The organism is Brucella sp. HL-2 (assembly GCF_025846885.2).
GTDB classification, from domain to species: domain Bacteria; phylum Pseudomonadota; class Alphaproteobacteria; order Rhizobiales; family Rhizobiaceae; genus Brucella; species Brucella quorumnocens.
The window spans coordinates 38584-62209 of the sequence record NZ_JAOYTK010000021.1 but is presented as its reverse complement, the minus strand read 5'-3'; the positions used below and the strand labels follow the sequence as shown (position 1 = coordinate 62209).

Sequence of the window (23626 nt, the reverse complement as noted above, 5' to 3'; positions counted from 1 at the left end):
ACTGCCCATTGCCGATCATCAAGCCAGAATTCTCCTGCCATGCTCCAAAACTCCCGTTATCAGGAGAGTGAATCATGAAGAAGTAATTTGATCAAATGTTTAATTGGGTTTGGAGCCTAGAGCGGGTCGCGTTTAATCGCACCCATGGTGCTCGCTCTAGATTCTTTTGATTGTCGCATGTTCGCGAACGTTAAATGAATCCATTTAACTGTGACATGCTTTAGAGATCCAGCTCCCATGTCTGGCCAATGAGATCTGCACCGAAAGAATGGTGTGGCTTTTCGTCGATAAGTCGGAAACCAGCTCGTTCATAAAGACGCCGGGCTGCCTTCAATATATCGTTCGTCCATAGTGTGAGGCGGTCATCGCCGACCTTGCGCGCATGTTCAATACAAGTGTTCACAAGCTTGGCGCCTACGCCAGAGCCTCGCGTCTCCGGTTCTACATAGAGCAGGCGTAGCTTGCCCAGTTTCGGTCTGTCGCCTCGTACCAGAAATACCGATCCCACGATGCGTCCATCGGTTTCGGCCACCCACGCGGCATCGTGGTCTGGATCGAAGGATTCCATGAAATCGGCTATGATACGGGAGACGAGTGCCTCGTAGTCGCTGTTCCAACCGTATTCATCCGTATAGAGCACAGCCTGCCGATGGATGATCCAACCCAGATCGCCAGGACGCAAGTTACGCAGCTGCACTTCAGCACGCTCTTGTTTGTCGAATAAGCGCGTGATCGTTCCTGCCGCCGTCAGCAGGTCCTTGCGCTGATCCGGTCGCAATTCATCGAGCAGTTCGCCCACGGCCTCGCAGGTGTTTCGTTCCAATGCTGCAAATGTTCTCCGTCCCATCTCCGTCAGTTGTATCGGACGGCTGCGCCCGCCTTCGGGATGCTGCGATGTTTCGATCAATCCACGTTCGGAGAAGCGCTTGAGCGTCCTGCTGAGTTGGCCACGGTCGAGATCGAGAGCGCGCATGATGTCCGCCGCTGTAGGCGCCGGGCGGTGCGCGATCTCATAGAGAATGCGCGCTTCGGTCAGCGTGAACGGGCTGTTGTCGAGATGTGCATTCAGCAAGCCGAGGCGGCGGGTGTAGGTACGGTTGAAGGCACGCAACGTGCCGATGTCGGTTTGGTTGTCCGTCTGTTTCATGCCTCTTTACGCCACGTGCGGCGCCTCCGTATGTTGATACAATCAATATCCAATATGTTGACTAAGTCAACATCCTAATAATGACTGAGCTTTCTCCCCGATTTGAATCGTCGGTGAAATGCTTGAAGCCAGCTTTCACGTAGCCTCTGGTTGCTTTCGGTAAACGGGCTGGACGACGAGCAAATTTCGTCTATCTTATTGATTTGACGGCTCGCATTCTCGTGAACACAGATATGCGGGCTCAAGAAGAATTAGTCAGGCGCTTAGAAGGCGCCTTTTTCAGGAGAACACCATGTCGGCCGTGACCGCTATCCGTTCTTTCTCACTTTCAATATTGGGTCGCCGCATTTTCATAGCTCTTGGGCTTGCGGTCCTTGTGCCGCTACTTTCGGCCTGTGGCTTTAACACCATTCCGACCAATGAAGAAAAGGCCAAGGCTGCATGGAGCGAAGTGCAGAACCAGTATCAGCGCCGCGCCGATCTCGTGCCTAATCTGGTCGAAACCGTGAAGGGCTATGCCGCTCATGAAAAGGAAACTCTTCAGGCGGTAATTGATGCGCGTGCCAAGGCGACACAGGTGCAGATTACGCCGGAAACGCTCAAAAACCCTGAACTCTTCAAGCAGTTTCAGGATAATCAGGCCAACCTTACCAGCGCGCTTTCACGCCTGATGGTGGTTGTAGAGCGCTACCCCGACCTCAAAGCCAACCAGAATTTCCTCGCGTTGCAATCGCAGCTGGAAGGCACCGAAAACCGTATTGCCGTAGCGCGCCGGGATTATATCGAAGCGGTACGTGTATATAATACGGCGATCCGCACCATGCCGACGATGATCTGGACATGGATCTGGTACCGCGATGCTGCGCCGATGCAGACATTCAGTGCGGATGCGGGAAGCCAGACAGCACCCCAGGTCAACTTTAACAATTGATCGGGTTTTCCGTGGCAGCTTTGCTTCCCATGCGTGCGGCGTTTCGCGGCCTGAACCGGCTGCGAAACCTGTTTGCTTTTGTCGCGCTTCTGTTCGCGGTCTTTGCGGCGGTGGGTGCAAATGCGCAGGACACGGCAAAGCCTGCGCAAGTTTTGACCGGGCGCGTGGTTGATGCAGCCGGTATTATTGACCCGACAGCACGGCAGCAACTCACGCAAAAACTCGCCGATTTTGAAGCGAAATCGTCCAATCAAGTGGTGGTGGTGACGGTTCCGAGCCTGAACGGCGAGGATATCGAAACCTATTCCAATCGCTTGTTCAGGGCCTGGGCGCTGGGTCAACGCCAGGAAAATAATGGCATCCTGCTGGTCGTAGCACCCAATGATCGAAAAGTGCGCATTGAGGTCGGATATGGCCTCGAAGGCACGATGACGGATGCGCTTTCGAGCGTCATCATCAATGGTACGATCATTCCGGCGTTTCGCACCGGAGATTATTCCGGTGGTGTGGTTCAAGGCGTTGACGGGATTTTGTCGGTGCTTTCCGGTGATGCAGCTGAGCTTGAAGCGCGTGCAAAACGCAACGTTCAGACAAGTTCTGGTTCCGACGACGTCGATTGGATTTTTGTCGTTTTCATCACTTTTTGGTGCCTGATCTTCTTCGGAGGCTTTGGCATGGCGATCCTGACGCCAATCTTTGGGCGCAAGATCGGTCCCGGTAAGTATCGCTGGCTGGGTATGGTGGTCGATTTCAACTCACGCGGCGGGTCTGGCGGCGGCGGTTTCTCCGGCGGTGGCGGTGGATGGTCATCAGGCGGTAGTGGCGGTGGCGGCTTTTCTGGCGGCGGTGGTTCGTCAGGCGGCGGCGGCGCTTCGGGTAGCTGGTAGGGGAGGAATCTGTGACAGGTAAAAACCTAATCGGCGGACAAGATCACAAGCGTATCGCTCATGCGATCCGCGATGCCGAGGCCAATACGAGCGGCGAAATCTATGCCGTTCTGGCGCGTTCCAGTGATGATTATTTCTTTGCTGCGGGCTTCGTTGCAACCTGCGGCATTCTCATAACCTCGGTCATTCTTGCATTTCTCGCGCATTGGTACTGGTTCGATATCCGGCTACCGATGTTTGGCCTCGCTATTCTGGTGGCTTTCATTTCGGCGATGCTGGTTCTCTGGTTTCTGCCTTCGATCCGTATGTTGCTGGTACCGCGCCGCATTCGCTATAAACGCGCCCATCTCAATGCATTGCAGCAGTTTTTAGCGCGCAATGTGCACATCACAGAACACCGCACCGGCATCCTGCTTTTTGTCTCTATAGCGGAGCATTACGCCGAGGTTATCGCCGATGCAGGCATTCACGCGCGGGTCGAGCAGGAAGAATGGAACGGGATTGTTGCAACCCTCATCCATCATGCTTCACGCAAGGAAGTAGCCGAAGGTTTCGTATTGGCCATTGGTCAGGCAGGCTTGTTGCTGGAGAAACATTTCCCCGCTGGTGACAATGATATCAACGAGCTGGACGATCATTTGATCGAGCTTTGATCGGGATTTTCACGGCTCAGATTCGCCCCTGATTTGTGGCAAAATTTAGCTGTTATGACGCTTACGTAAACCTGTTGTGTCACCTGAAGTGTGATTGACGCGAAGCGAAACGGCATATTTCGAAATTTCCCGGAGAGTTTTCGAAGTTTTGTTCCAAATTAAATGGATTAGATGCGAGTTTTCTGACTTTCACGGAAATTTTTGGTTGTTTTCAACGATTTGTCATCGAAACGGATACCCAATCTGCTAGTTTGGCGCGCATTGCCATCATGACAGGAGTATCCGACGTGACTGCAAAGCAGGATCGGTCGAGCAAAATTAAAGGTTCCAAGGCAAGCAAGGAGGAGAGGAAGGGAGGAAAGTCAAAGGCGCTAACCGCGTTTTCGCAGCTTCTCTTCGAATGGGCTCCGCCCGAAGATCTTGCGGCCTACGATGCTGCAGCGCTCGATAAATCTGCCCAATATGGCTACGAGGCGCTTCAATCCTATCGTAAGGGCAAGAGTATTATCAGCGTCGATAACAGCATCGAACGCCATGGTCGCCCCGTCAGCGTCATCACCATCGTCAACGACAATATGCCGTTCCTGCTCGACTCAATCATGGGTGAGCTGAACGATCATGTCAGCCAGATTTTTATGGTCGTGCACCCGGTTTTCGATATCGAGCGGGAAAAAGACGACCTCACAATTCTAGGCGAAGCATCGCAGCTCGCACCCGCCAAGGGCGTTGAGCGCGTAAGCCTTGTGCAGATTCATCTGCCAGCACTCGACAAGCAGGCGAAAGCTAATCTGACCGCCGCGATCAAGCGTGTGCTCGGACAAGTCCGTTCCGCTGTCAGCGACTGGAAGCCGATGATGAAGCGCCTTGATGGCGCTATCGCCGATTACAAGCGGGTTCAGGAATTGACGGGTAATGCCGCAATGCCGGAAGCAATCGCCTTTCTCGAATGGCTGCGCGATGATCGTTTCATCTTCCTCGGCATGCGTGAGCTGACCTTCAAGGGCAAGGGTGACAACCGCGAACTGGTTCCTGTCAAGGAAACACTGGGTATCCTGAACGACAGCGAAGTGCGTATCCTCCGCAAGGATGACGACGACACGGTGACACCACGCGAAATCACTGACTTCCTCGACAGCAATGAACCGCTGATCGTGACCAAGGCAAATTCGCTTTCGCTGGTCCATCGCCGGTCTTATCTTGATTATGTCGGCGTGAAGATTTTTGGTCCGAAAGGTGAAGCCATCGGCGAACTTCGTCTCGTCGGACTGTTCACCTCCGTTGCCTACACGAGCTCGGTCGCGGGTATTCCTTTCATTCGCTCCAAAGCCGACGCAGTTATCAAGCATCTCGGCTTTAACCGCGAAGACCATTCGGGCAAGGCACTTATCAATGTACTTGAAGAGTATCCACGCGATGAGCTTTTCCAGATCGATACGGAAAGCCTGACGGCCAATGCCGAATTGATCCTGGCATTGGGTGAGCGTCCGCGTGTGCGCGCCGTTCCGCGCCTTGATCGCTTTGGCCGCTTCGCAACTGTGCTGGTCTACATCCCGCGTGACCGTTATGACTCGGTCGTGCGTGAGAAGATCGGTCGTTATCTCGTCGAGATTTACAGTGGTGACAGCTTCGAATTCCATCCGGTTTTTCTGCAAAACGGCCTGACCCGTGTGCAGTTCGTCATCCGCCGTCATGAGCGCTCGACGCCACATGTGGATCGCGAAGAACTGGAGGCGGAAGTGCGTGCCATCGTGCGCACTTGGGAAGACGCGGTGCGCGAAAGCTCGGATAGTGCGGATGCGAAGACTGTCGCATTAGCTGCAAGCTTCCCGCAATCTTATCGAGAAATCTTCACTGCATCTGAAGCCCTGATTGACGCAGAGCGCATAGCTGGCCTCAGTGCCGAGGCACCGCTTTTCGTGGACTTCTATCGCTATCGCACCGATGGGCCGGATGCGGTTTCGCTGAAGCTTTATCATCATGGTGCGCCGGTTGTGTTGTCGCAGCGGGTGCCGCTTCTGGAAAACATGGGCTTCCGTGTCGTCAGTGAGCAGACCATTGATTTGCCGCAAGCAGGCAAAGACAGCGCTCCGGTCTATGTCCATGATATGCAGCTTGTGAACGCCTATGGTGCTCCGGTCGATCTGTCTGACGATGGCGAGATGCTGGAAGATGTGTTCCGCAATGTCTGGGATGGGCTGGCGGATAATGACGGCTATAACGCACTGGTGCAGACAGCACGTCTGACCGCGCGCCAGATCATGATCCTGCGCTCTTATGGCCGTTATCTGCAACAGGCAGGTATCGCCTATTCGCAGGGCTTTATCGCAGCCGCATTAAACCGCTATCCAGAAATCGCCAGCGACCTTTATTCGCTGTTTGACTTGCGCTTTAACCCACCGGCCAAGCGTCGCGAATCTGCAGAAAAGAAGCTGGTTGATGGTATCGAAACGGCACTGCTCGGAGTACCGAGCATTGATGACGACCAGATACTGCGTCGTTTCCGTAATCTGATCGAAGCCACGTTACGTACCAATGCCTATCAGCCGGATGGCGAAGGCAAGCCACGCGTGACCTTTGCGTTCAAGCTCAATCCACGGCTTGTGGAAGGGCTGCCTGATCCGCGTCCATATCGCGAAATCTTTGTTTATGGTCCTGAAGTGGAAGGCGTTCACCTTCGCTTTGGCGCTGTTGCGCGCGGTGGCCTACGCTGGTCAGACCGAGCACAGGATTACCGCACAGAAGTCCTGGGCCTTGTGAAGGCCCAGCAGGTCAAGAATGCGGTGATTGTGCCAGTGGGTGCCAAGGGCGGCTTCTATCCGAAGCGTCTGCCGGTTGGTGGTGATCGCAATGCGGTGTTCGAAGCCGGTCGTGATGCCTATAAGGTTTTCATCTCTACGCTTCTGTCGGTCACCGATAACATCCATGACAATGATGTTGTGCCGCCTGCGGAAGTCGTGCGTCATGACAATGACGATCCTTATTTTGTTGTTGCTGCCGACAAAGGCACAGCTACCTTCTCGGATACGGCTAACGCGATCAGTCAGGCGCACGATTTCTGGCTGGACGATGCTTTCGCATCGGGCGGCTCTGCCGGTTACGACCACAAGGGCATGGCGATTACCGCGCGTGGAGCATGGGAAGCCGTGAAGCGGCATTTCCGTGAGTTCGACAAGGATATTCAGACCGAGCCGTTCACGGTTGCGGGTGTGGGCGATATGTCGGGCGACGTGTTCGGTAATGGTATGTTGTTGTCGGAGCAGATCAGGCTTGTTGCCGCATTTGATCATCGCGACATCTTCATCGATCCCGATCCGGTTCCTGCAGACGGTTTTGCAGAGCGCAAGCGTCTGTTCGATCTGCCGCGTTCAAGCTGGCAGGATTATGATCGTTCGAAGCTTTCGGCTGGTGGTGGCGTCTATAGTCGCAGCCAGAAGACGATTACGCTGTCGGCAGAAGCTGCAAAAGCTATCGGCCTTAGCAAAACCACAGCATCGCCTCAGGAGATTATGACGACGATCCTGAAGGCGCAGGTCGATCTTCTGTGGTTCGGCGGCATTGGTACCTATATCCGTTCGACGGCGGAAACGGATGCTCAGGTTGGTGACCGAGCCAATGATGCAATTCGTATCACGGGTTCTGAAGTGCGGGCGCGGGTGATTGGCGAAGGTGCAAATCTTGGCGTCACGCAGCGCGGCCGTATCGAATATGCGCTTACTGGCGGCCGCAGCAATACCGACGCTATCGACAATTCAGCAGGCGTGAATTGCTCGGACGTCGAGGTCAACATCAAGATCGCACTGGCCGCGGCAATGCGTTCGGGTAAGTTGAAGCGTCCTGCACGCGACAAGCTGCTGGTAAGCATGACAGATGAGGTTTCGGAGCTGGTGCTGCGTAACAATTATCTGCAGCCGCTCGCGCTTTCCTTGAGCGAACGTCAGGGCCTTACAGAGCTGCCTTATCAGGCACGCTTCATGGCCGAGCTGGAAACCCGAAAGCTGCTTGACCGCAAGGTTGAGTATCTGCCTTCGGATGCGCTTCTGAATGAACGCCAGAAATCTGGTCAACCGCTGACACGTCCAGAACTTGCTGTGTTGCTTGCCTATGCCAAACTGTCGTTATCGGATGATCTGGTAGCAAGCAGGCTTCCGGACGAGCCTTATTTTGATCAGCTGCTATTCGGTTATTTCCCCAAGCGCATGGTCAAAAACTATGCCGAGGAAATTTCCAACCACCGTCTGAAGCGGGAAATTGTTGCTACTTTGCTGGCTAATGATGTCATCAATCGTGGGGGCATCACCTTCATCAGCCGTCTGGCTGATACGACGGGCAAGTCGGCTGCCGATATCGTGCGGGCTTATGTGGCAGTGCGTGATGGCTTCGAGATCAATGCGATTTATGATGCCATCGATGCGCTTGATAACAAGGTGACGGGCGATGTGCAGAACCAGTTCTATCATCTGGTTGGTGAAATGCTGCTGTCGACCACCGCTTGGGTGCTCCGCAACGATACAACGCGAGCCAATCTCACAGAACTAGTGAACACGATCACGACGGCACGTGCAGCTCTTGAGCCACGCTTCGATGGCCTGATGCCAGACTACCTCATCGAGGCCGTACAGGCAGACAAGGCAGCCTTCGTCGAGAAGGGCGCGCCTGAGAAGCTTGCTCAGCGTCTGGCCAATCTGCAGCTTGCAGGCATCATGCCAGATATTGCTTTGATTGCGCATCTTGCGTCTGCTGATCTGGTGGCGACCGCCAAGACCTATTTTGGTGTTTCGGAAGCCTTCCGCATCGGTCGTATTGAGGAAGCGGCACGTACCATCCCCGTCACAGATTATTATGACGGTCTGGCATTGTCGCGTGCGAGCGATACGATCACGCAAGCGGCACGTGGTATCACGATTGCAGCGCTCAAGAAGCACGGGAAGGATAAGGATCCGGCGGCAACATGGTTCGCTGAAGATGCAGCACGCATCGATCAGGTCAAGAACCGTATGGTCGCTTTGACCGAGGGCGGTGATCTGACCGTGTCTCGGCTGGCCGTTGCTGCGGGGCTTATGTCTGATTTAACTCAGTAAGCCACGACAACTCTGGGTTAAAGGGGCGGCTTCGGTCGCCCCTTTTTGTTTATTGTGGGCTTTAGCAGCGCAGTATAAGGTCCAGCTTAATTATGAAGGAGCAGCTTCAAGCATCGGGGGCAAGGAGCAATTCATTGAGCGATCAATCTGTGAGCGCGAGAGGCTATGCTTCTCGACGCGGCGTATGGGGCTGGATATTTTTCGACTGGGCGGCACAGCCCTTTTTTACAGTTGTCATCACTTTTATCTTCGGCCCTTATTTCATTTCACGCATGGCTGAAACGCCTGAGGCGGGGCAGATTGCCTGGGGCTATGGCTTTGCTGCGGCAGGCTTTGCCATCGCAATTCTATCACCCATTCTGGGTTCTATTGCCGACCAGACCGGTGCGCGAAAGCCTTGGATCGCGTTCTTTGCGGTTCTCAAGATCGTCAGTCTGATGACGCTTTGGTTTGCAGTACCCGGAGCCAATCTGTTCTGGGTATTACTTGCCTTCAGCATAGCGATGGTTTCTGCGGAATTTTCTATTGTCTTCAACGATTCCATGATGCCACGTCTCGTGCCGCGTGAGGATATAGGCAGAGTTTCCAATCTCGCTTGGGGACTTGGTTATCTGGGCGGCATGATTGTTTTGATCTTCGTCGTCTTTTGTCTTGCGGCTTCACCTGAAACAGGCAAAACGATCATCGGTATGAAACCCCTCTTTGGGCTGGACCCGGTCCAGGGAGAAGATGCCCGTATCACGGGGCCGATTTCCGCCATCTGGTATCTGATTTTCGTTCTGCCGATGTTTTTGTTCACACCCGATCAGGCGCGTGGAAAGCCTCTGCGACAGGCGCTTGGCAAAGGTCTGTCGGAGTTAAAGGCGACATTGGGCGAAGTACGCAAGCGTCCAGGCGTTGCACGGTTTCTGATTGCCCGCATGATTTATCAGGATGGCGTCAATGCCATCATTGCCTTGGGTGCAGGCTATGCCGCATCAATGTTCCATTGGTCGATCACGGAGATCGGTCTTTTCGGCATGATAACCAATGTCATGGCGATTTTCAGTTGCCTTGTTGCGAGCCGCATGGATGCGCGTTTTGGCTCCAAAGTGATCGTGATGATTTCACTCGTATTGCTGTTTCTCGCCTCCATCGGCATTGTTTCGACTGGAAAGGATTACATGCTGTTTGGCATGGTGGCACTGGAGTATACGGCCGCTCAGGGATTGTTCGCGACCGCTGCCGAGCATGCCTATCTGATTTACGGCATCATGATGGGGGCGGCCTTTGGCCCGGTGCAGGCGTCATCCCGCTCGTGGTTCGCACGCAGTATCAAGCCGGAAGAGTCGGGTCGATATTTTGGCATCTATGCGTTGGCCGGAAGAGCGACCAGCTTCCTCGGCCCGTTCCTGGTGGCAAGTGTTACGGCACTCACGCATTCAGCGGCATTGGGTATGTCGGTATTGGTATTGTTTTTTGCCGTTGGTTTGGTGCTGACTGCGAGAACCCCATATCCTGCGGACAGATAAGGAACGCAGCGCGCCAAGCGCGCTGCTTTTAAACGCTCACATCATGCCTGCGGCTTTGGCACAGGCAATGGCGACAAGCCCGCCAACTACGGGTGCTGCAACGGGCACCCAGGCATAGGACCAATCCGAACCGCCTTTACCCGGAATGGGCAAGAGAGCATGCGCAATGCGTGGCCCGAGGTCGCGCGCTGGATTAATTGCATAGCCGGTGGGGCCGCCCAGCGAAACGCCAAGCGCCCAGACAAGCAGGCCGACCATCAGCGGACCCAGTACGCCTGTTGCACCAACAGCCTTTGCACCAATGGCAATGACCACGAATACAAGCACGAAGCTGCCTATGATTTCAGTGATGAAATTGGCCGGGATGTTGCGGATGGCCGGGCCTGTGCTGAAAACAGCAAGCTTGATACCCTTGTCTTCAGTGGGTTTCCAATGGGGTAAATAGGCAAGATAAACGAGTACCGCTCCTGCGAAAGCACCAAGCATTTGTGCGGCTATGTAAGGCAGTACATCAACAGCGGGAAACGTACCTGCGGCATATAAGGCCAATGTTACAGCGGGATTGAGATGGCCTGCGGCACCTGCTGAAACCGCAACCATGACACCACACAGAACAGCAAAGCCCCAGCCTGCCGTAATCACAATCCAGCCAGAGTTCTGACCTTTGGATTTAGCGAGAAGCACATTGGCGACGACGCCGTCGCCCAGTAGGATAAGCACCATTGTGCCGAGAAACTCTCCGATAAAGCCATGACTCATTATCTGCTCCGAGAATAATTTGATGCTGAAAAGCTGTCCGGTGGGCAGCAACGCTCACCGGCTGTCTAAAAATATATTTTGCTATCATGCGACGGCCGATTGATCCGGCCGGTTTCATAAACCTCAATCGACCCAGTTGAGCGAGCGCTGAACGGCCTTTTCCCACGAGGTAAACAGGCGGGTTCGTTCCTTTGATGTCATCTTGGGATGCCAGCGCTGACCGACTTGCCAGTTTTCGATAATGTCGTTTGTCGATCTCCAGTAGCCAACGGCAAGACCAGCTGCATAGGCTGCTCCAAGTGCTGTGGTTTCGATGATCTTGGGACGCACGACAGGTACATTCAGGATGTCGGACTGGAACTGCATGAGAAGCTCGTTGATGGTCATGCCGCCATCGGCGCGTAATTCGGTGATTTCGACACCAGAGTCCTTCACCATGGCTTCCAGCACTTCGCGGACCTGATAGCAGCTTGCTTCGAGTGCCGCGCGGGCAATATGGCCCTTGTTTGCAAAGCGGGTCAGACCGGCAATGATGCCACGCGCGGAATCTTCCCAGCGCGGTGCGTAAAGGCCGGAGAAGGCAGGAACAAAATAGACATCGCCATTGTCTTCGACGGTGCGCGCCAGTGTTTCAATGTCGCCACTGGTTTTGATGATGCCGAGATTATCACGCATCCATTGCACCAGTGCGCCGGTGATCGCGATGGAGCCTTCCAGCGCATAGACCGGCTTTTGGTCACCAAGCTGATAGGCAATAGTTGTTAGAAGCCCGTAGGTGGATGGAACCAGTTTCTCGCCGGTATTCATCAGCATGAAGCAGCCGGTGCCATAGGTGTTCTTGGCTTCGCCTGGCTCAAGGCAGGCCTGACCGAAAAGGGCTGCCTGCTGATCGCCTAGAATGCCTGCAAGCTTGACATTGACAAGCGCGGGTAGGGTAATCTCGCCATAGATTTCACTGGAAGAACGAATTTCCGGCAGGCAAGCTGCGGGAATATCGAATAGCCGCAGGATTTCCTCGTCCCATTCGAGCGTAGACAAGTCCATCAACTGCGTGCGTGACGCATTGGTTACGTCGGTGATGTGAATGCCGCCTTCTGCGCCGCCGGTGAGGTTCCAGACAAGCCAGCTATCCATCGTGCCGAACAGCGCATCGCCTGCTTCTGCCTTCTCGCGCGCACCGGGAACATTATCGAGTATCCAGCGCAGTTTAAGGCCTGAGAAATAAGTCGAGATCGGCAGTCCGGTCTTATCGCGGAGACGATCCGCGCCGCCATCTTTCACAAAATGATCGACCAGCTCGTCTGTGCGTGTGTCCATCCAGACAATGGCATTGTAAAGCGGTGCGCCGGTTTTCCTGTCCCACAAAAGCGTGGTTTCGCGCTGGTTGGTGATGCCGACCGATGCGATATCGGAAGCTTTGAGGTTGGCTTTCTTCAAGGTCGCGGCGATGGCATGCTGCGTGTTGCGCCAGATTTCATTGGCGCTGTGTTCCACCCAGCCAGCCTTCGGGTAAATCTGCTCGTGTTCTCGCTGGTCCATGGCGATAATGTCGCCGTTCCGGTCAAAAATGATAAAACGTGAACTGGTGGTTCCCTGATCGATGGAACCGACGAACTGTGTCATTTACTATGCTCCTCCCGCTCGAATGGCAGAGATCTTGTCAGGATGCGAATATGTATGTCCGTTACAACCCATTTTCGCTAATTTCGAATGAATATATGCGTCTCTCCAAAAGCCACTGTGCTCTTTTTGAGCAGGTGGCCACTTCAACATAATTCAGGCCCGTATTGCAGCACTCCCAATGCTTTTTTACTGACATCCCTTATTTCATTTATACGTTAAATGAACTTAATCGAAATAATATGAATATCAAACGAAAGCAATAGGGGTATTTTAGAGCGATTGTCCCGCCTCTTTGATAAGATTTGCAGGCTAATTAATAGGATGCACTTTCGTTTGCGAAAATGTACCCAGCTTACCAAGAACTCAAAGAAAAAGCCCCGGCAAGATAGTGTTGCCGGGGCTTTTGCGCTCAATATAGATTGCTGTATTAGTGACGGAAGTGACGCATACCGGTCATCACCATGGCAATGCCATGTTCGTCAGCCGCAGCAATGACTTCATCGTCACGCATCGAGCCGCCCGGCTGGATCACCGCCGTGGCGCCTGCCTGGACAGCAGACAGCAGACCATCGGCAAACGGGAAGAACGCGTCGGAAGCGACAACACAGCCCTTGGTCAGCGGCTCTGCAAGACCAGCTGCTTCGGCTGCATCTTCAGCCTTGCGGGCAGCGATACGAGCTGAATCTACACGGCTCATCTGGCCTGCGCCGATGCCGACCGTTGCGCCGTTCTTAACGTAAACGATAGCATTCGACTTCACGTGCTTGCCAACGCGGAAAGCAAACTTCATGTCGTTGAGTTCGGCTTCGCTTGGGGAGCGCTTGGTCACGACTTTCAGATCAAGATCGTCAACGACGCCATTGTCGCGCGACTGAACCAGCAGGCCGCCAGCAACTGTCTTGGCCGCAATGCCTTTGGCGCGCGGGTCAGGCAGTCCACCTGTTACCAGAAGACGCAGGTTCTTCTTGGCCGCAACGATAGCCTGTGCGCCTTCGGTCGCGTCTGGTGCGATGATGACTTCGGTGAAAATCTTGACGATTTCTTCGGCTGCAGCCTCATCAAGTGTTTTATTAAGCGCAACAATACCGCCGAAGGCTGAAACCGGATCGCAGGCCAGTGCCTTGAGATAGGCTTCGGTGATGGTTGCAGCTTCTGCTACGCCGCAAGGATTGGCGTGCTTGATGATGGCAACGGCTGCGGTGCGGGCCGGGTCAAACTCGGCAACGAGTTCGAAAGCCGCATCGGTGTCATTGATGTTGTTATAGGAAAGCTGCTTGCCCTGAAGCTGCGTTGCTGTGGCAACACCAGGGCGCTGTTCGCCAGTCAGGTAAAAGCCAGCAGTCTGATGTGGGTTTTCACCATAGCGCATGACAGAGTGCAGCTTGCCAGCAACCGAACGGTGGGTCGGAGTCTCTTCATTGATTGCTTCGGCAAACCAGTTGGAAATGGCTGCATCATAAGCGGCAGTGCGCGAGAATGCCTTGGCTGCGAGCTTTTTACGGAAAGAAATCGGGAGCGATCCTTCGTTCTTTTCGAGCTCGGCTACAACGTCCGCATAGTCAGCCGGATCGACAACGGTTGCCACATAGGCATGGTTCTTTGCCGAAGCGCGGATCATGGCCGGCCCACCAATGTCGATATTTTCAACAGTAGTGTCGTAGTCGCCGCCCTTGAAGCGGACTTCTTCAAACGGATAAAGATTGATGACGGCAAGATCGATACCGCCAATGCCGTGTGCTTCCATGGCTGCGATATGTTCAGGATCGTTGCGTACTGCAAGCAGGCCGCCGTGCACTGATGGGTGCAGCGTCTTCACGCGTCCATCCATGATTTCCGGAAAGCCGGTGACTTCCGAAACGTCCTTTACAGGAATGCCTTCTGCGGCAATCGACTTGGCGGTGCCGCCTGTCGAAAGGATTTCAACGCCGTTTGCGTGAAGTGCTTTGGCGAAATCAATGAGGCCGGTCTTGTCGGACACGGAAAGGAGGGCGCGGCGCACCCGATGAAGATCGGGAGCGGGAATATGCTTGGAGCTGACAGCCATAGGGAGTTGGTCTCTTCGTTGCTGAAACATAAGCGTTCAGGAAGGGTGGACGGCTGCGAGTTAGCACAGGAGAGGAACGAATCATACCTCAAAACACCCGAAAACTGCAGAGATGTGGGTTTCTGTGCTTAAGCCAATCTCTTGTCGACTCTCGAAGGCCGGGGAGTGCAAGAGATTGTTCATAAATCCGTGGGGGCGTGAAGCCAGTTAAGCATAGCTTCCGATGGCGACACGGCTGAATTGCCAGTTCACTTCCGGCAGGTCAGAGGCCGGGAAGGACAACACAATTTGCTTTGATGTCACAGGCCCGCGGAAGCCGGCGAAGAAGATACTGTCTTCCAGCTGTGGCGCCACTTCGAAGCAGGAAAAAGCCCATGTGTCGTCATGGGGCGCACTCAAGATAATCAGACCATTTTCATCAAATGAGATATCGACAGAAGGGTGGATATGAAAACGCACGGCGATGTTATCGCGCCCGTTGGCTTTCAAAGCCTTGGCATCGCCACGATAGAAACGGTCGGCACCCTGAATGACACTGCCATTGTGCGAGAGCACTGCGCGGCGCTCGTGGAAAATTCCAAAAAGCCGAACATAACCGTCATGGCTTGCCACAAACCCTTGTCGGCCCATGTCTTCCACACGATCACGCTGCACTTTGGTCGGTCCCGCAATGATCGGTGTGCCGATCATGTTGGAAAGGCCTGCATTCAAGCTGAAACGGCAGGATGATGTGTCGTTGATGGTTGCGGTCGAGTGTGCGGCGGTCGAGCGTCCCAATGGACGAAATTCCGGTGGACCAAAGCGGTCGACGCCGGAATTGACGATATAGCGCTGACGTCCGGAGGACATTTCAAAGGCGAGACAGCCTGCATGGGCATCGCGCGAAGAGGTAACCGGTGGCGGCAAACCCGTATCTGCAATGATCGTGGTGGAACCCATCGACAGGCGTTCATAACCGGAATAGGGCGCATGGGTCAACGGTGAGCCTGCGGTTTCATCATGGCGCAGAACCGAGATGATGCGTTCCGACATGGTCGGGCCGACGCCGTTGAACAGTGCAAGGCTGCCGTCCTGATGACGGAAGAAACGAAGTGCTGGCAACATACGCTCGACGGCTTCGATCAATGCTTTGGGCGGTGATTCCGTGCCATTGGCGTAGGTCTGGCGCAGCGGCAGAAGGTCAGCCAGCAGTTCGAGAATAGTCAAAGGGTTGCGCGAAACATGGCCGCCGTCAGGCAGGATCTGGCGCTTCAGTTCATATTCGAGATTGCGGCGTGCCGCACGCGCAGTCGGTGGTGAAACCGGGAGCGCGAGGGCTGCAAAAGCCAGTGCGATGCGGGCGCGAAGGCGTTCTTCGCCGTCATCCATGGCCGAAGCCACCGTGCGCAGATAGCGCACCTGCATGGCGAGAGAGCGCATGAATTTGCGGTAAGCGGGCAGTTCAGCGCCCGAAAGAATCAGATTGGAATGCTGCAGCCATGCGATGATGCGTTGCGCTGTGACTTCCGGTGACCATGCCAGTCCGCCAATGCGTCTTCCATAAAGGCGCATCCAGTCATCGAGCAAAGCACGTGCATTGGCAGTGGCAAGCTCGCTGTTGGCGCTTTTGAGGTGACGCAGCCAGCTGAAGCTGTGGAGTGCCGCCTCCCATTCAGGCGTTGGTGGCTCAACGGCAAAAGGCGAAAGCCCGCCCGTTTCGACAAGGCGACCGGCAAGCGCAAAGCGGCCGTGATAGAATTCCTGCGCGAGCTGGGGGTCAGCGACGCGAAGATCGGGCGGGGCGATGAGGATGCGTTCCGGCGTGAAGCCGGTGAAACGCCAGCGATAAAGCGGGCCCATGCGCAGGCGACGGCTGAACCTGCGCCAAGCCTGTGCAACAGCCAGTCCCCAAAGATGCGGGGTTTCGCTCAACGCGACTGCCACCCTCTCGTTCTCCGTATTAAAGTTCATTCTCACTGGACCCGATAAGGCAGGTCCGCCCTTTCATGGCATGATTCATTCGAATGCTGTTTCTGCATCGCGGAATCATGCATTAATAGAATCGTATATAATGGTGAACCGAGTGTTAACCATAACGGACGCAGAGCACCCGCTATGGCAATTTCATCGATTTTGATGGTCTAAAGCCGCGTGATCAGGCCTTGCGCTTGAAACGCGCGGCAAAGAAGCCATCCATTCCGGCCATATGCGGATTTCCACCGAAGTGTTCGGCGGGCAAATCGGCAGGTGTTGAGCGCAGGAAGCCTTCTTTGGTGATCAAGCTTTCAAGGCCGGGGCAATCTTCGAGGGTGATCGGATAGGCTTCAATGACCGGGTTTTTGAGTGCATTGCGGGCCACGTCCTCGCCTTCCTGCGGATGTAGCGAGCAATTGGAGAACAGCACTGTGCCACCGGGTTTCACAAGCGTGATGGCCTGATCAAGCATTTTGGCCTGAAGGGTCGCAAGCTTCTTGATATCCTGCGGTGTCTTGGTCCACGGCACATCCGGGTGACGGCGGACAGTTCCAGTGGATGAGCAGGGCGCATCGAGCAGCACGGCATCGAACAATGCATCTGGCTTAAAGTCCATCATATTGCTTGAAACCGTGCGGGCTTTAAGGCTCAGACGTTCCAAATTGCCTTCAAGCCGCTTGAGGCGGTTTTCGGACATATCAAGGGCTGTCACATCAGCGCCCTGAATCACAAGCTGTGCAGTCTTTCCACCTGGGGCTGCACAAAGATCGGCCACGCGCTTGCCTTTAATGTCGCCCATCAGGCGCGCAGGTAGGCTTGCGGCGGCATCCTGCACCCACCAGTCACCCTCGGCAAAACCGGGCAGGTCGGTGAGGTTGCCCTCGACTGTCTCAAGACGCACAGAACCGTTAGGCAAGGCTACGCCGCCGAGCTTTTCAGCCCATTCCTTCGGATCACCTTTCACGGTGAAATCGATTGGCGGCTCATAACCATGCATGGTCAAAATGGCTTCGGCTTTTTTCGGGCCATAGGAATCGGTAAGGCTCTTTGAAAACCATTCCGGCACATTTTTTTCAGGCTGCAATGTGTGTTCGAGTGCCCGCTCTTTGTTGCGCGATAGACGGCGCAGAAGAGCGTTTACCAGACCTGCATATTTGCGATTGCGCGGATCGGCATTGGCCGCTTCGACCGCGAGATCGACTGCCGAATGATCGGGCAGGTTGAGGTAGAAAATCTGCGCGATGGCCACATGCAGCAAATGTTTGAGCGCATGTGCATTTTCCGGCAATGGACGGTCGAGGCGCTTGTTGATTGCGCGTTCAATGCTGCCGCGATTACGCAGAGCCGAACCGAGAATGGCGCGAACCAGCGAGCGGTCGCGCGGTTCCAGCGCCAGATATTGCGGATGGCCATGGCTGTTATCAGTGAGGCCGTCGAGCGATGTGTTCTTTTCGATCACCGCACCAAGCAGGCGTGCCGCGCACAAACGCGCCGCAAGGCCCGGCCGTTGTTCGGCGCGGTCTGCGGCGTAATTGTGTGTCTGCGGCTTGTTATTTCCACGCTTTGGCGCAGGTTTCTTATCGTTCACGCTGTTCTACTTTATCTAACGCACATCCTGCTTTCGGGACGCGCTTTTACGACCAAGGGCCCCGATAGCCGGAACCGCCACTGTTGTTATCGCCTGCATTACCACTACTTTGTCCCCATGGGCCACTGCTTTGTGATGGCGTCGAGGTGCGTTGCGCCATTCCAGCCGAACGAATACCCATTTCGGCAGCTATTTGTTCGAGTGCTGAGATGCGGTTGTCTGTGTCCGGATGCGTCGAGAACAGATTGTCCGCACCACGTCCGCTCAGTGGATTGATGATGAACATATGGGCTGTCGCCGGGTTATGCTCGGCTTCCTCATTCACCACGGTTTTTGCGCCACGCGCAATCTTGCCGAGCGCCGAGGAAAGCCAAAGTGGATTGCCACAGATTTCTGCACCGCGCCGGTCAGCGGCATATTCGCGGGTACGGCTTACGGCCATCTGCACAATCATAGCGGCAAATGGCGCAACGATCATCGCAAGGATCGTGCCGATCACGCCCATGATGCCATTGCCGTTTTCGCGGTTACCACCTAGGAAGAAAGCGAAATTACCAAGCATGGAGATTGCACCCGCGAGGGTGGCGACGATTGTCATGGTCAGGGTATCGCGGTTTTGAACATGGGCTAGTTCATGTGCCATGACGCCTGCGACTTCTTCCGGTGTCAGGCGCTGAAGAAGGCCAGTTGTGGCTGCGACCGCTGCATTTTCCGGATTACGGCCCGTGGCAAACGCGTTGGGCTGATCCTCATTGATGATATAGACTTTTGGCATCGGTAGACCTGCATTGGCGGCAAGGCCACTGACCATGCGGTAGAAGTCGGGTGCCGAGCGCTCATCGACTTCCTGCGCATTATACATGCGCAGTACCATCTTGTCGGAATTCCAATAGCCAAACAGGTTCATGGCAACCGCGATTACCAATGCGATCATCATGCCGCCGCCGCCGCCCAATAAGTAACCGATGCTCATAAACATGACTGTCATGAGAGCGATCAGCATGGCAGTTTTCGTCATATTCATGCGTAGGGGTCTCCAGTTCAGCGAAAGTTTATCTCAAACAGGGTTTTGCTTACCCGCCAGATTTACCTATATGATGGGTATGAACGGCCCCAGCTTCAATAATGGGGCTTCAATAATGGATTTGCTGCGGATGACCGATAAATTCAACGAAACCGACATCAATGACAATGTAGCTCCGCGTAAGCTGGACGATCTGCCAGCTGCAGCACAGCGCGCGCTCAAAGAAGCTGAAGCACGTCGCGCGAGCGAAAATGTCGAAAAGTTACCGCGTGAGATTGGCGGACGGGGCGGCAAAGATCCCGCTCGTTTTGGCGACTGGGAGATCAAGGGGCGGACAATAGATTTTTAAATTGCGATACTTCCGCATTTGCGGCCCGCAGTTACCCTCACCCTGAGCCGGTGCGATAGCACCGTGTCGATGGGCGAGGGATATGATTCCCTGATCCTTCGAGACAGCGCTTCGCGCTTCCTCAGGATGAGGGGTGTAGCGATATTAAAAAGGCCGGGAAATCCCGGCCTTTTTGTTACTTCTTGTTCTGGCGATTTTCGATCAGATCGTCCACGACGCCCGGGTCGGCGAGGGTCGAGGTATCGCCCAGTGAGCCGAATTCGTCCTCTGCGATCTTGCGCAGAATACGGCGCATGATCTTGCCTGACCGGGTTTTCGGCAGGCCGGGCGAGAACTGAATCTTGTCTGGTGTCGCAATTGGCCCGATTTCCTTGCGCACGTGGCTGATCAGCTCTTTGCGCAAAGCATCGGCATCCTGTGCTTCAGCGCCCGTCATCAGAGTGACGTAGCAATAGATGCCTTGTCCCTTGATCGGATGTGGGTAGCCAACGACCGCAGCTTCCGAAACGGAATGATGCGAGACGAGTGCCGACTCGATTTCCGCCGTGCCGAGACGGTGACCGGAAATATTGAGCACGTCATCGACGCGGCCGGTAATCCAGTAATAGCCGTCGTCATCGCGGCGGCAGCCGTCACCGGTAAAATACTTGCCTTTATAGGTTGAGAAGTAAGCTTCGATGAAGCGCTTGTGATCGCCATAGAGCGTACGCATCTGGCCGGGCCACGAGTCGATGATGCAGAGATTGCCATCGACTGCACCTTCAACAACGGCACCTTCGCCGTCAACCAGCTGCGGCTTCACGCCGAAGAAAGGACGCGTTGCCGAACCGGGCTTGAGGTCGGTTGCACCGGGCAGCGGCGTAATCAAAATACCGCCGGTTTCCGTCTGCCACCATGTATCGACAATCGGTGAATGCTGATCACCCACGACGTTATAATACCATTCCCAGGCTTCGGGGTTGATCGGCTCGCCAACCGAACCAAGCAGGCGCAATGTCGAGCGCGATGAACGGGTAACAAATTCATCGCCCGCCCCCATCAGCGCGCGGATTGCGGTTGGCGCGGTATAGAAGATATTGACGTGGTGTTTGTCGATGACTTCCCAGAAACGACCCTGATCGGGGAAGTTCGGTACACCTTCAAACATCAGCGTGGTAGCACCATTGGCGAGCGGCCCGTAGACGATGTAGGAATGGCCTGTCACCCAGCCCACATCCGCAGTACACCAATAGACATCGCCGTCATGATAATCGAACACATATTGATGTGTCATCGAAGCATAGACGAGGTAGCCGCCGGTGGTATGAAGCACACCCTTCGGCTTGCCTGTCGAGCCGGAGGTATAAAGGATGAATAGCGGGTCTTCCGCATTCATGGGTTCCGGTTCGCAGGTAGGCTCTACGCTTGCCACTTCCTGATGATACCAGAGATCACGGCCAGGGCCCCAGCTGACCTTGCCACCGGTGCGGCGAACGACCAGAACCTTGTTGACCATGACATATTGCTTGGCAGCTATGTCGATAGCCGTGTCGGTATTTTCCTTGAGCGATACCGGCTTTCCACCACGTACGCCTTCATCAGCGGTGATGACGAAAGTGGATTCACAGTCGACAATACGGCCAGCGAGCGCTTCCGGCGAGAAACCTGCAAAGACGACCGAATGCACGGCGCCAATACGGGCACAGGCGAGCATGGCATAAGCCGCTTCCGGGATCATCGGCAGATAGATGGTGACGCGGTCGCCTTTCTTGACGCCATGCTTTTTCAGCACATTGGAGAGACGGCAGACATTTTCGTAAAGTTCACGGTAGGTGATCTTTTTATCTATGTAAGGGTTGTCGCCTTCCCAGATGATGGCGACCTTGTCACCACGGCTTTTCAGGTGGCGGTCGATACAGTTGTAGGAGACGTTGGTCACGCCATCTTCATACCACTTGATCGATACGTCGCCGTTGAAATCAGTGTTCTTGACTTTGGTAAAGGGCTTGAACCAGTCAATGCGTCGGCCGTGCTTGGCCCAGAAGCCATCCGGGTCGGTTACGCTTTCATTGTACCAGTCGAGATAGGTCTCGTTGTCAATGAGCGTGTTCTTCTTTGCCCCCGGCAGAACGGGGTAAAGCTTTTCCGACATGTGTTCCTCCATAACTGTCCGGCGATCCTCCCGCCAGAATCGACAGCCCGCATCGGGGCAAAGCCATCGCCAGACTCATCTACATTCCGTCGCGTCCAACGTAAATTAGACATTGGGATCGACTATGGTCCACAATGACGCAGCACAAAAATATGAACGGAGCGGCAGCACTCACGTCGTGTTGGTGCTAACATACTGTTTTTACACTTTAAAAACTATTTTTGGCGATTATAATTCCTGTCGGAGCCGCTGAACACCTATAACGGGCTCCCTGTGAAAAGGGGAAATCGCCATGACGACATCCGCTTTTGTTTTAAAGTCGGCCTTTGAATTGCAGCTCGCCGGTTATGGTCTGACGACGGCGAAAATCTTCTATCATCTGCCTGATCACCCGCATTTGCTGCAACTTTTTGTATGGCAGGACTATGATCTCGCGCCGGAATTTCCGGTGCTCAATAATTTCATAGAATTCTGGAAGGAAAAGATCGACGGGCCGCTGCATTCGGTCGCCTACGCGCATCATCGGTTGCTTGGTCCATCCGACTGGAAGAACGTGCAAGGAGAAATTCTTTTACACTGACAACGGCTCATCTATGGTGCGTGCCACGGTCTGATTTGAGAGCGGTTCCAGTTGAGGTTGAATCGTTGGAACCGCTCTCATTGTTTGTTTTTACGCATTATCCGACGCAAAACCGCTACGCACTTTTGCTGGAAATGCTTCAATGTAGGCTGCTGGAAGGCCAAATGGCGTTTGTGCATCTTTCCCACCCAGAAAAGGCGCTGCTTTACGCCTCAAAGACGTTGCTCGGCTGTCTTATTTGTTGGTTTGCATTGCAATGGGCAGGGATTGAGCATCCGATTTGGGCGGTGATCACGGTCCTAATCATTTCAGATCCCGACGTTCGCACAACGCTTGCTCTTTCGCAGGCACGGGCGATCAACACCGCAGTTGGATGTGCCATTGGCATGATAACCATCTGGTTAGTGGGATATTCGCCGGTTGCGAGCTTGTTCGGAGCAGCCCTAACGGTATTTGTCATCCTGATGATCGACCGATATCCAGTCAATTGGCGACTGGCACCCGCAACCGTGGTAATTGTGATGGATGCGGGACGCTTTGCTCAAACACGCAACGAGGAGCTGTTGCTTGCCCTATCGCGGTTGATCGAAATCGCGCTCGGCTGCGTGGTAGCGATTGCTTTGGCCTGGATTTATACCAAGTTCATTGAGCGGGTGCGAGCACATAGGCAGCAACTGCCACCTCACGCGGAAGGCGAATAGCTTCGTCCGCCAAAGATCGCCGAACCAACACGCACTGACGTTGCACCAAAGCCAACGGCGGTCTCAAAGTCGCCCGACATGCCCATGGAGAGTTTACCGACATTGGCTTCGCGCGCCAGCTTTTCGAGCAAAGCGAAATGCGGCCCCGGATTTTCGCCCGCAGGTGGAATGCACATCAACCCTTCAATGGCGAGGCCGTGCTCGTTGCGGCAACGCTCGACGAAGGCGACTGCTTCTTTGGGTGGAATACCAGCCTTTTGTTCTTCAAGCCCGGTATTGACCTGAACATAAAGCTGCGGGCTTATACCTTGCTTTTTGATCTCGGCAGAAAGAGCAACCGCAATTTTCTCACGATCGACGGTTTCGATAACGTCAAACAGCGCCACCGCATCGGCGGCTTTGTTGGATTGCAGCGGGCCGATCAGGTGCAGCTCGACGCCAGAATAAGCTTCTCGAAGTGCTGGCCACTTGCCTTGTGCTTCCTGCACGCGGTTCTCACCAAACACGCGCTGACCGGCATCAAGAACCGGGCGGATTTCGTCTGCCTCGAATGTCTTGGACACGGCTACGAGCATCACAGAGCCCTTATCGCGGCGCGCTTCTTCTTCGGCATTGGCAATGACCGCCTTGACCTTGTTCAGGTTCGCTACAATATCTGACATGAAAC

The 23626-nt window shown here is 54.6% G+C and carries 17 protein-coding genes; 8 read left to right on the top strand and 9 right to left on the bottom strand.

Annotation, left to right across the window (positions count from 1 at the left end; genetic code table 11):
- Positions 1-220 precede the first annotated feature (220 nt).
- Positions 221-1147: a helix-turn-helix domain-containing GNAT family N-acetyltransferase gene (locus OIV19_RS18200; protein WP_264232657.1), complete on the bottom strand. Its 927-nt coding sequence runs from the start codon at positions 1145-1147 to the stop codon at positions 221-223.
- A gap of 292 nt (positions 1148-1439) precedes the next feature.
- Here OIV19_RS18200 and OIV19_RS18195 point away from each other — a divergent pair, with 292 nt between their 5' ends.
- The 5 genes from OIV19_RS18195 to OIV19_RS18175 all read left to right on the top strand — a co-directional run bounded on the left by OIV19_RS18195 (position 1440) and on the right by OIV19_RS18175 (position 10207).
- Positions 1440-2078 (top strand): LemA family protein, encoded by a 639-nt coding sequence (locus tag OIV19_RS18195; RefSeq protein ID WP_264232655.1) that lies wholly within the window; start codon positions 1440-1442, stop codon positions 2076-2078.
- A gap of 29 nt (positions 2079-2107) precedes the next feature.
- On the top strand, positions 2108-2965 hold the full coding sequence (locus OIV19_RS18190) for a TPM domain-containing protein (RefSeq protein WP_264232664.1): 858 nt from the start codon (positions 2108-2110) through the stop codon (positions 2963-2965).
- 11 nt (positions 2966-2976) lie between these two features.
- Positions 2977-3618: a TPM domain-containing protein gene (locus tag OIV19_RS18185; protein WP_264232653.1), complete on the top strand. Its 642-nt coding sequence runs from the start codon at positions 2977-2979 to the stop codon at positions 3616-3618.
- A gap of 287 nt (positions 3619-3905) precedes the next feature.
- Positions 3906-8696, top strand: a complete 4791-nt coding sequence (locus OIV19_RS18180; RefSeq protein ID WP_264232662.1) for an NAD-glutamate dehydrogenase — start codon at positions 3906-3908, stop codon at positions 8694-8696.
- 134 nt (positions 8697-8830) lie between these two features.
- The gene (locus OIV19_RS18175; RefSeq protein ID WP_404901574.1) at positions 8831-10207 is read left to right on the top strand and encodes an MFS transporter; all 1377 of its coding nucleotides are present in this window, start codon (positions 8831-8833) and stop codon (positions 10205-10207) included.
- A gap of 36 nt (positions 10208-10243) precedes the next feature.
- Here the strand turns inward: OIV19_RS18175 and OIV19_RS18170 are convergent, their stop codons facing one another.
- The 6 genes from OIV19_RS18170 to htpX form a co-directional block, all read right to left on the bottom strand.
- Entirely contained in the window at positions 10244-10966 is a 723-nt protein-coding gene (locus OIV19_RS18170) for an MIP/aquaporin family protein (protein ID WP_264232649.1), read from the bottom strand.
- Positions 10967-11089: 123 nt separating this feature from the next.
- On the bottom strand, positions 11090-12589 hold the full coding sequence (gene glpK / locus OIV19_RS18165) for a glycerol kinase GlpK (protein WP_264232647.1): 1500 nt from the start codon (positions 12587-12589) through the stop codon (positions 11090-11092).
- A 427-nt stretch (positions 12590-13016) separates the two neighbouring features.
- Positions 13017-14633: a bifunctional phosphoribosylaminoimidazolecarboxamide formyltransferase/IMP cyclohydrolase gene (purH, locus tag OIV19_RS18160; RefSeq protein WP_095447409.1), complete on the bottom strand. Its 1617-nt coding sequence runs from the start codon at positions 14631-14633 to the stop codon at positions 13017-13019.
- 207 nt (positions 14634-14840) lie between these two features.
- Entirely contained in the window at positions 14841-16583 is a 1743-nt protein-coding gene (locus OIV19_RS18155) for a heparinase II/III family protein (protein WP_151095047.1), read from the bottom strand.
- A gap of 184 nt (positions 16584-16767) precedes the next feature.
- Positions 16768-18174, bottom strand: a complete 1407-nt coding sequence (locus OIV19_RS18150; RefSeq protein ID WP_191793436.1) for an RsmB/NOP family class I SAM-dependent RNA methyltransferase — start codon at positions 18172-18174, stop codon at positions 16768-16770.
- Between the two features lie 46 nt (positions 18175-18220).
- A complete protein-coding gene (gene htpX, locus OIV19_RS18145; RefSeq protein WP_264232644.1) occupies positions 18221-19198 on the bottom strand; it encodes a zinc metalloprotease HtpX in 978 nt (325 codons plus the stop codon).
- Between the two features lie 130 nt (positions 19199-19328).
- Between htpX and OIV19_RS18140 the strand changes: the two genes are divergently transcribed.
- A complete protein-coding gene (locus OIV19_RS18140) occupies positions 19329-19547 on the top strand; it encodes a DUF1674 domain-containing protein (protein WP_095447982.1) in 219 nt (72 codons plus the stop codon).
- A gap of 175 nt (positions 19548-19722) precedes the next feature.
- On the opposite strand, the gene acs is transcribed toward OIV19_RS18140, so the two are convergent.
- Positions 19723-21678, bottom strand: a complete 1956-nt coding sequence (gene acs / locus OIV19_RS18135; RefSeq protein WP_264232642.1) for an acetate--CoA ligase — start codon at positions 21676-21678, stop codon at positions 19723-19725.
- A 292-nt stretch (positions 21679-21970) separates the two neighbouring features.
- On the opposite strand from acs, the gene OIV19_RS18130 reads away from it, so the two are divergent.
- On the top strand, positions 21971-22258 hold the full coding sequence (locus OIV19_RS18130) for an usg protein (protein ID WP_264232640.1): 288 nt from the start codon (positions 21971-21973) through the stop codon (positions 22256-22258).
- 164 nt (positions 22259-22422) lie between these two features.
- Entirely contained in the window at positions 22423-22959 is a 537-nt protein-coding gene (locus OIV19_RS18125) for an FUSC family protein (RefSeq protein WP_095447981.1), read from the top strand.
- On the opposite strand, the gene OIV19_RS18120 is transcribed toward OIV19_RS18125, so the two are convergent.
- Positions 22941-23621, bottom strand: a complete 681-nt coding sequence (locus tag OIV19_RS18120; protein ID WP_095447980.1) for a YggS family pyridoxal phosphate-dependent enzyme — start codon at positions 23619-23621, stop codon at positions 22941-22943. The two genes, OIV19_RS18125 and OIV19_RS18120, sit on opposite strands and share 19 nt — an antisense overlap.
- Positions 23622-23626: the final 5 nt, after the last annotated feature.

Excerpts from the sequence above, each read along its gene's own strand:
- OIV19_RS18155 (WP_151095047.1), bottom strand. The coding sequence starts at position 16,583 with ATGAACTTTAATACGGAGAACGAGAGGGTGGCAGTCGCGTTGAGCGAA.
- OIV19_RS18125 (WP_095447981.1), top strand. The coding sequence starts at position 22,423 with ATGGCGTTTGTGCATCTTTCCCACCCAGAAAAGGCGCTGCTTTACGCC.
- OIV19_RS18200 (WP_264232657.1), bottom strand. The coding sequence starts at position 1,147 with ATGAAACAGACGGACAACCAAACCGACATCGGCACGTTGCGTGCCTTC.
- OIV19_RS18170 (WP_264232649.1), bottom strand. The coding sequence starts at position 10,966 with ATGAGTCATGGCTTTATCGGAGAGTTTCTCGGCACAATGGTGCTTATC.
- OIV19_RS18190 (WP_264232664.1), top strand. The coding sequence starts at position 2,108 with ATGCGTGCGGCGTTTCGCGGCCTGAACCGGCTGCGAAACCTGTTTGCT.
- OIV19_RS18130 (WP_264232640.1), top strand. The coding sequence starts at position 21,971 with ATGACGACATCCGCTTTTGTTTTAAAGTCGGCCTTTGAATTGCAGCTC.
- acs (WP_264232642.1), bottom strand. The coding sequence starts at position 21,678 with ATGTCGGAAAAGCTTTACCCCGTTCTGCCGGGGGCAAAGAAGAACACG.
- glpK (WP_264232647.1), bottom strand. The coding sequence starts at position 12,589 with ATGACACAGTTCGTCGGTTCCATCGATCAGGGAACCACCAGTTCACGT.
- OIV19_RS18140 (WP_095447982.1), top strand. The coding sequence starts at position 19,329 with ATGACCGATAAATTCAACGAAACCGACATCAATGACAATGTAGCTCCG.
- OIV19_RS18195 (WP_264232655.1), top strand. The coding sequence starts at position 1,440 with ATGTCGGCCGTGACCGCTATCCGTTCTTTCTCACTTTCAATATTGGGT.
- purH (WP_095447409.1), bottom strand. The coding sequence starts at position 14,633 with ATGGCTGTCAGCTCCAAGCATATTCCCGCTCCCGATCTTCATCGGGTG.
- htpX (WP_264232644.1), bottom strand. The coding sequence starts at position 19,198 with ATGAATATGACGAAAACTGCCATGCTGATCGCTCTCATGACAGTCATG.
- OIV19_RS18120 (WP_095447980.1), bottom strand. The coding sequence starts at position 23,621 with ATGTCAGATATTGTAGCGAACCTGAACAAGGTCAAGGCGGTCATTGCC.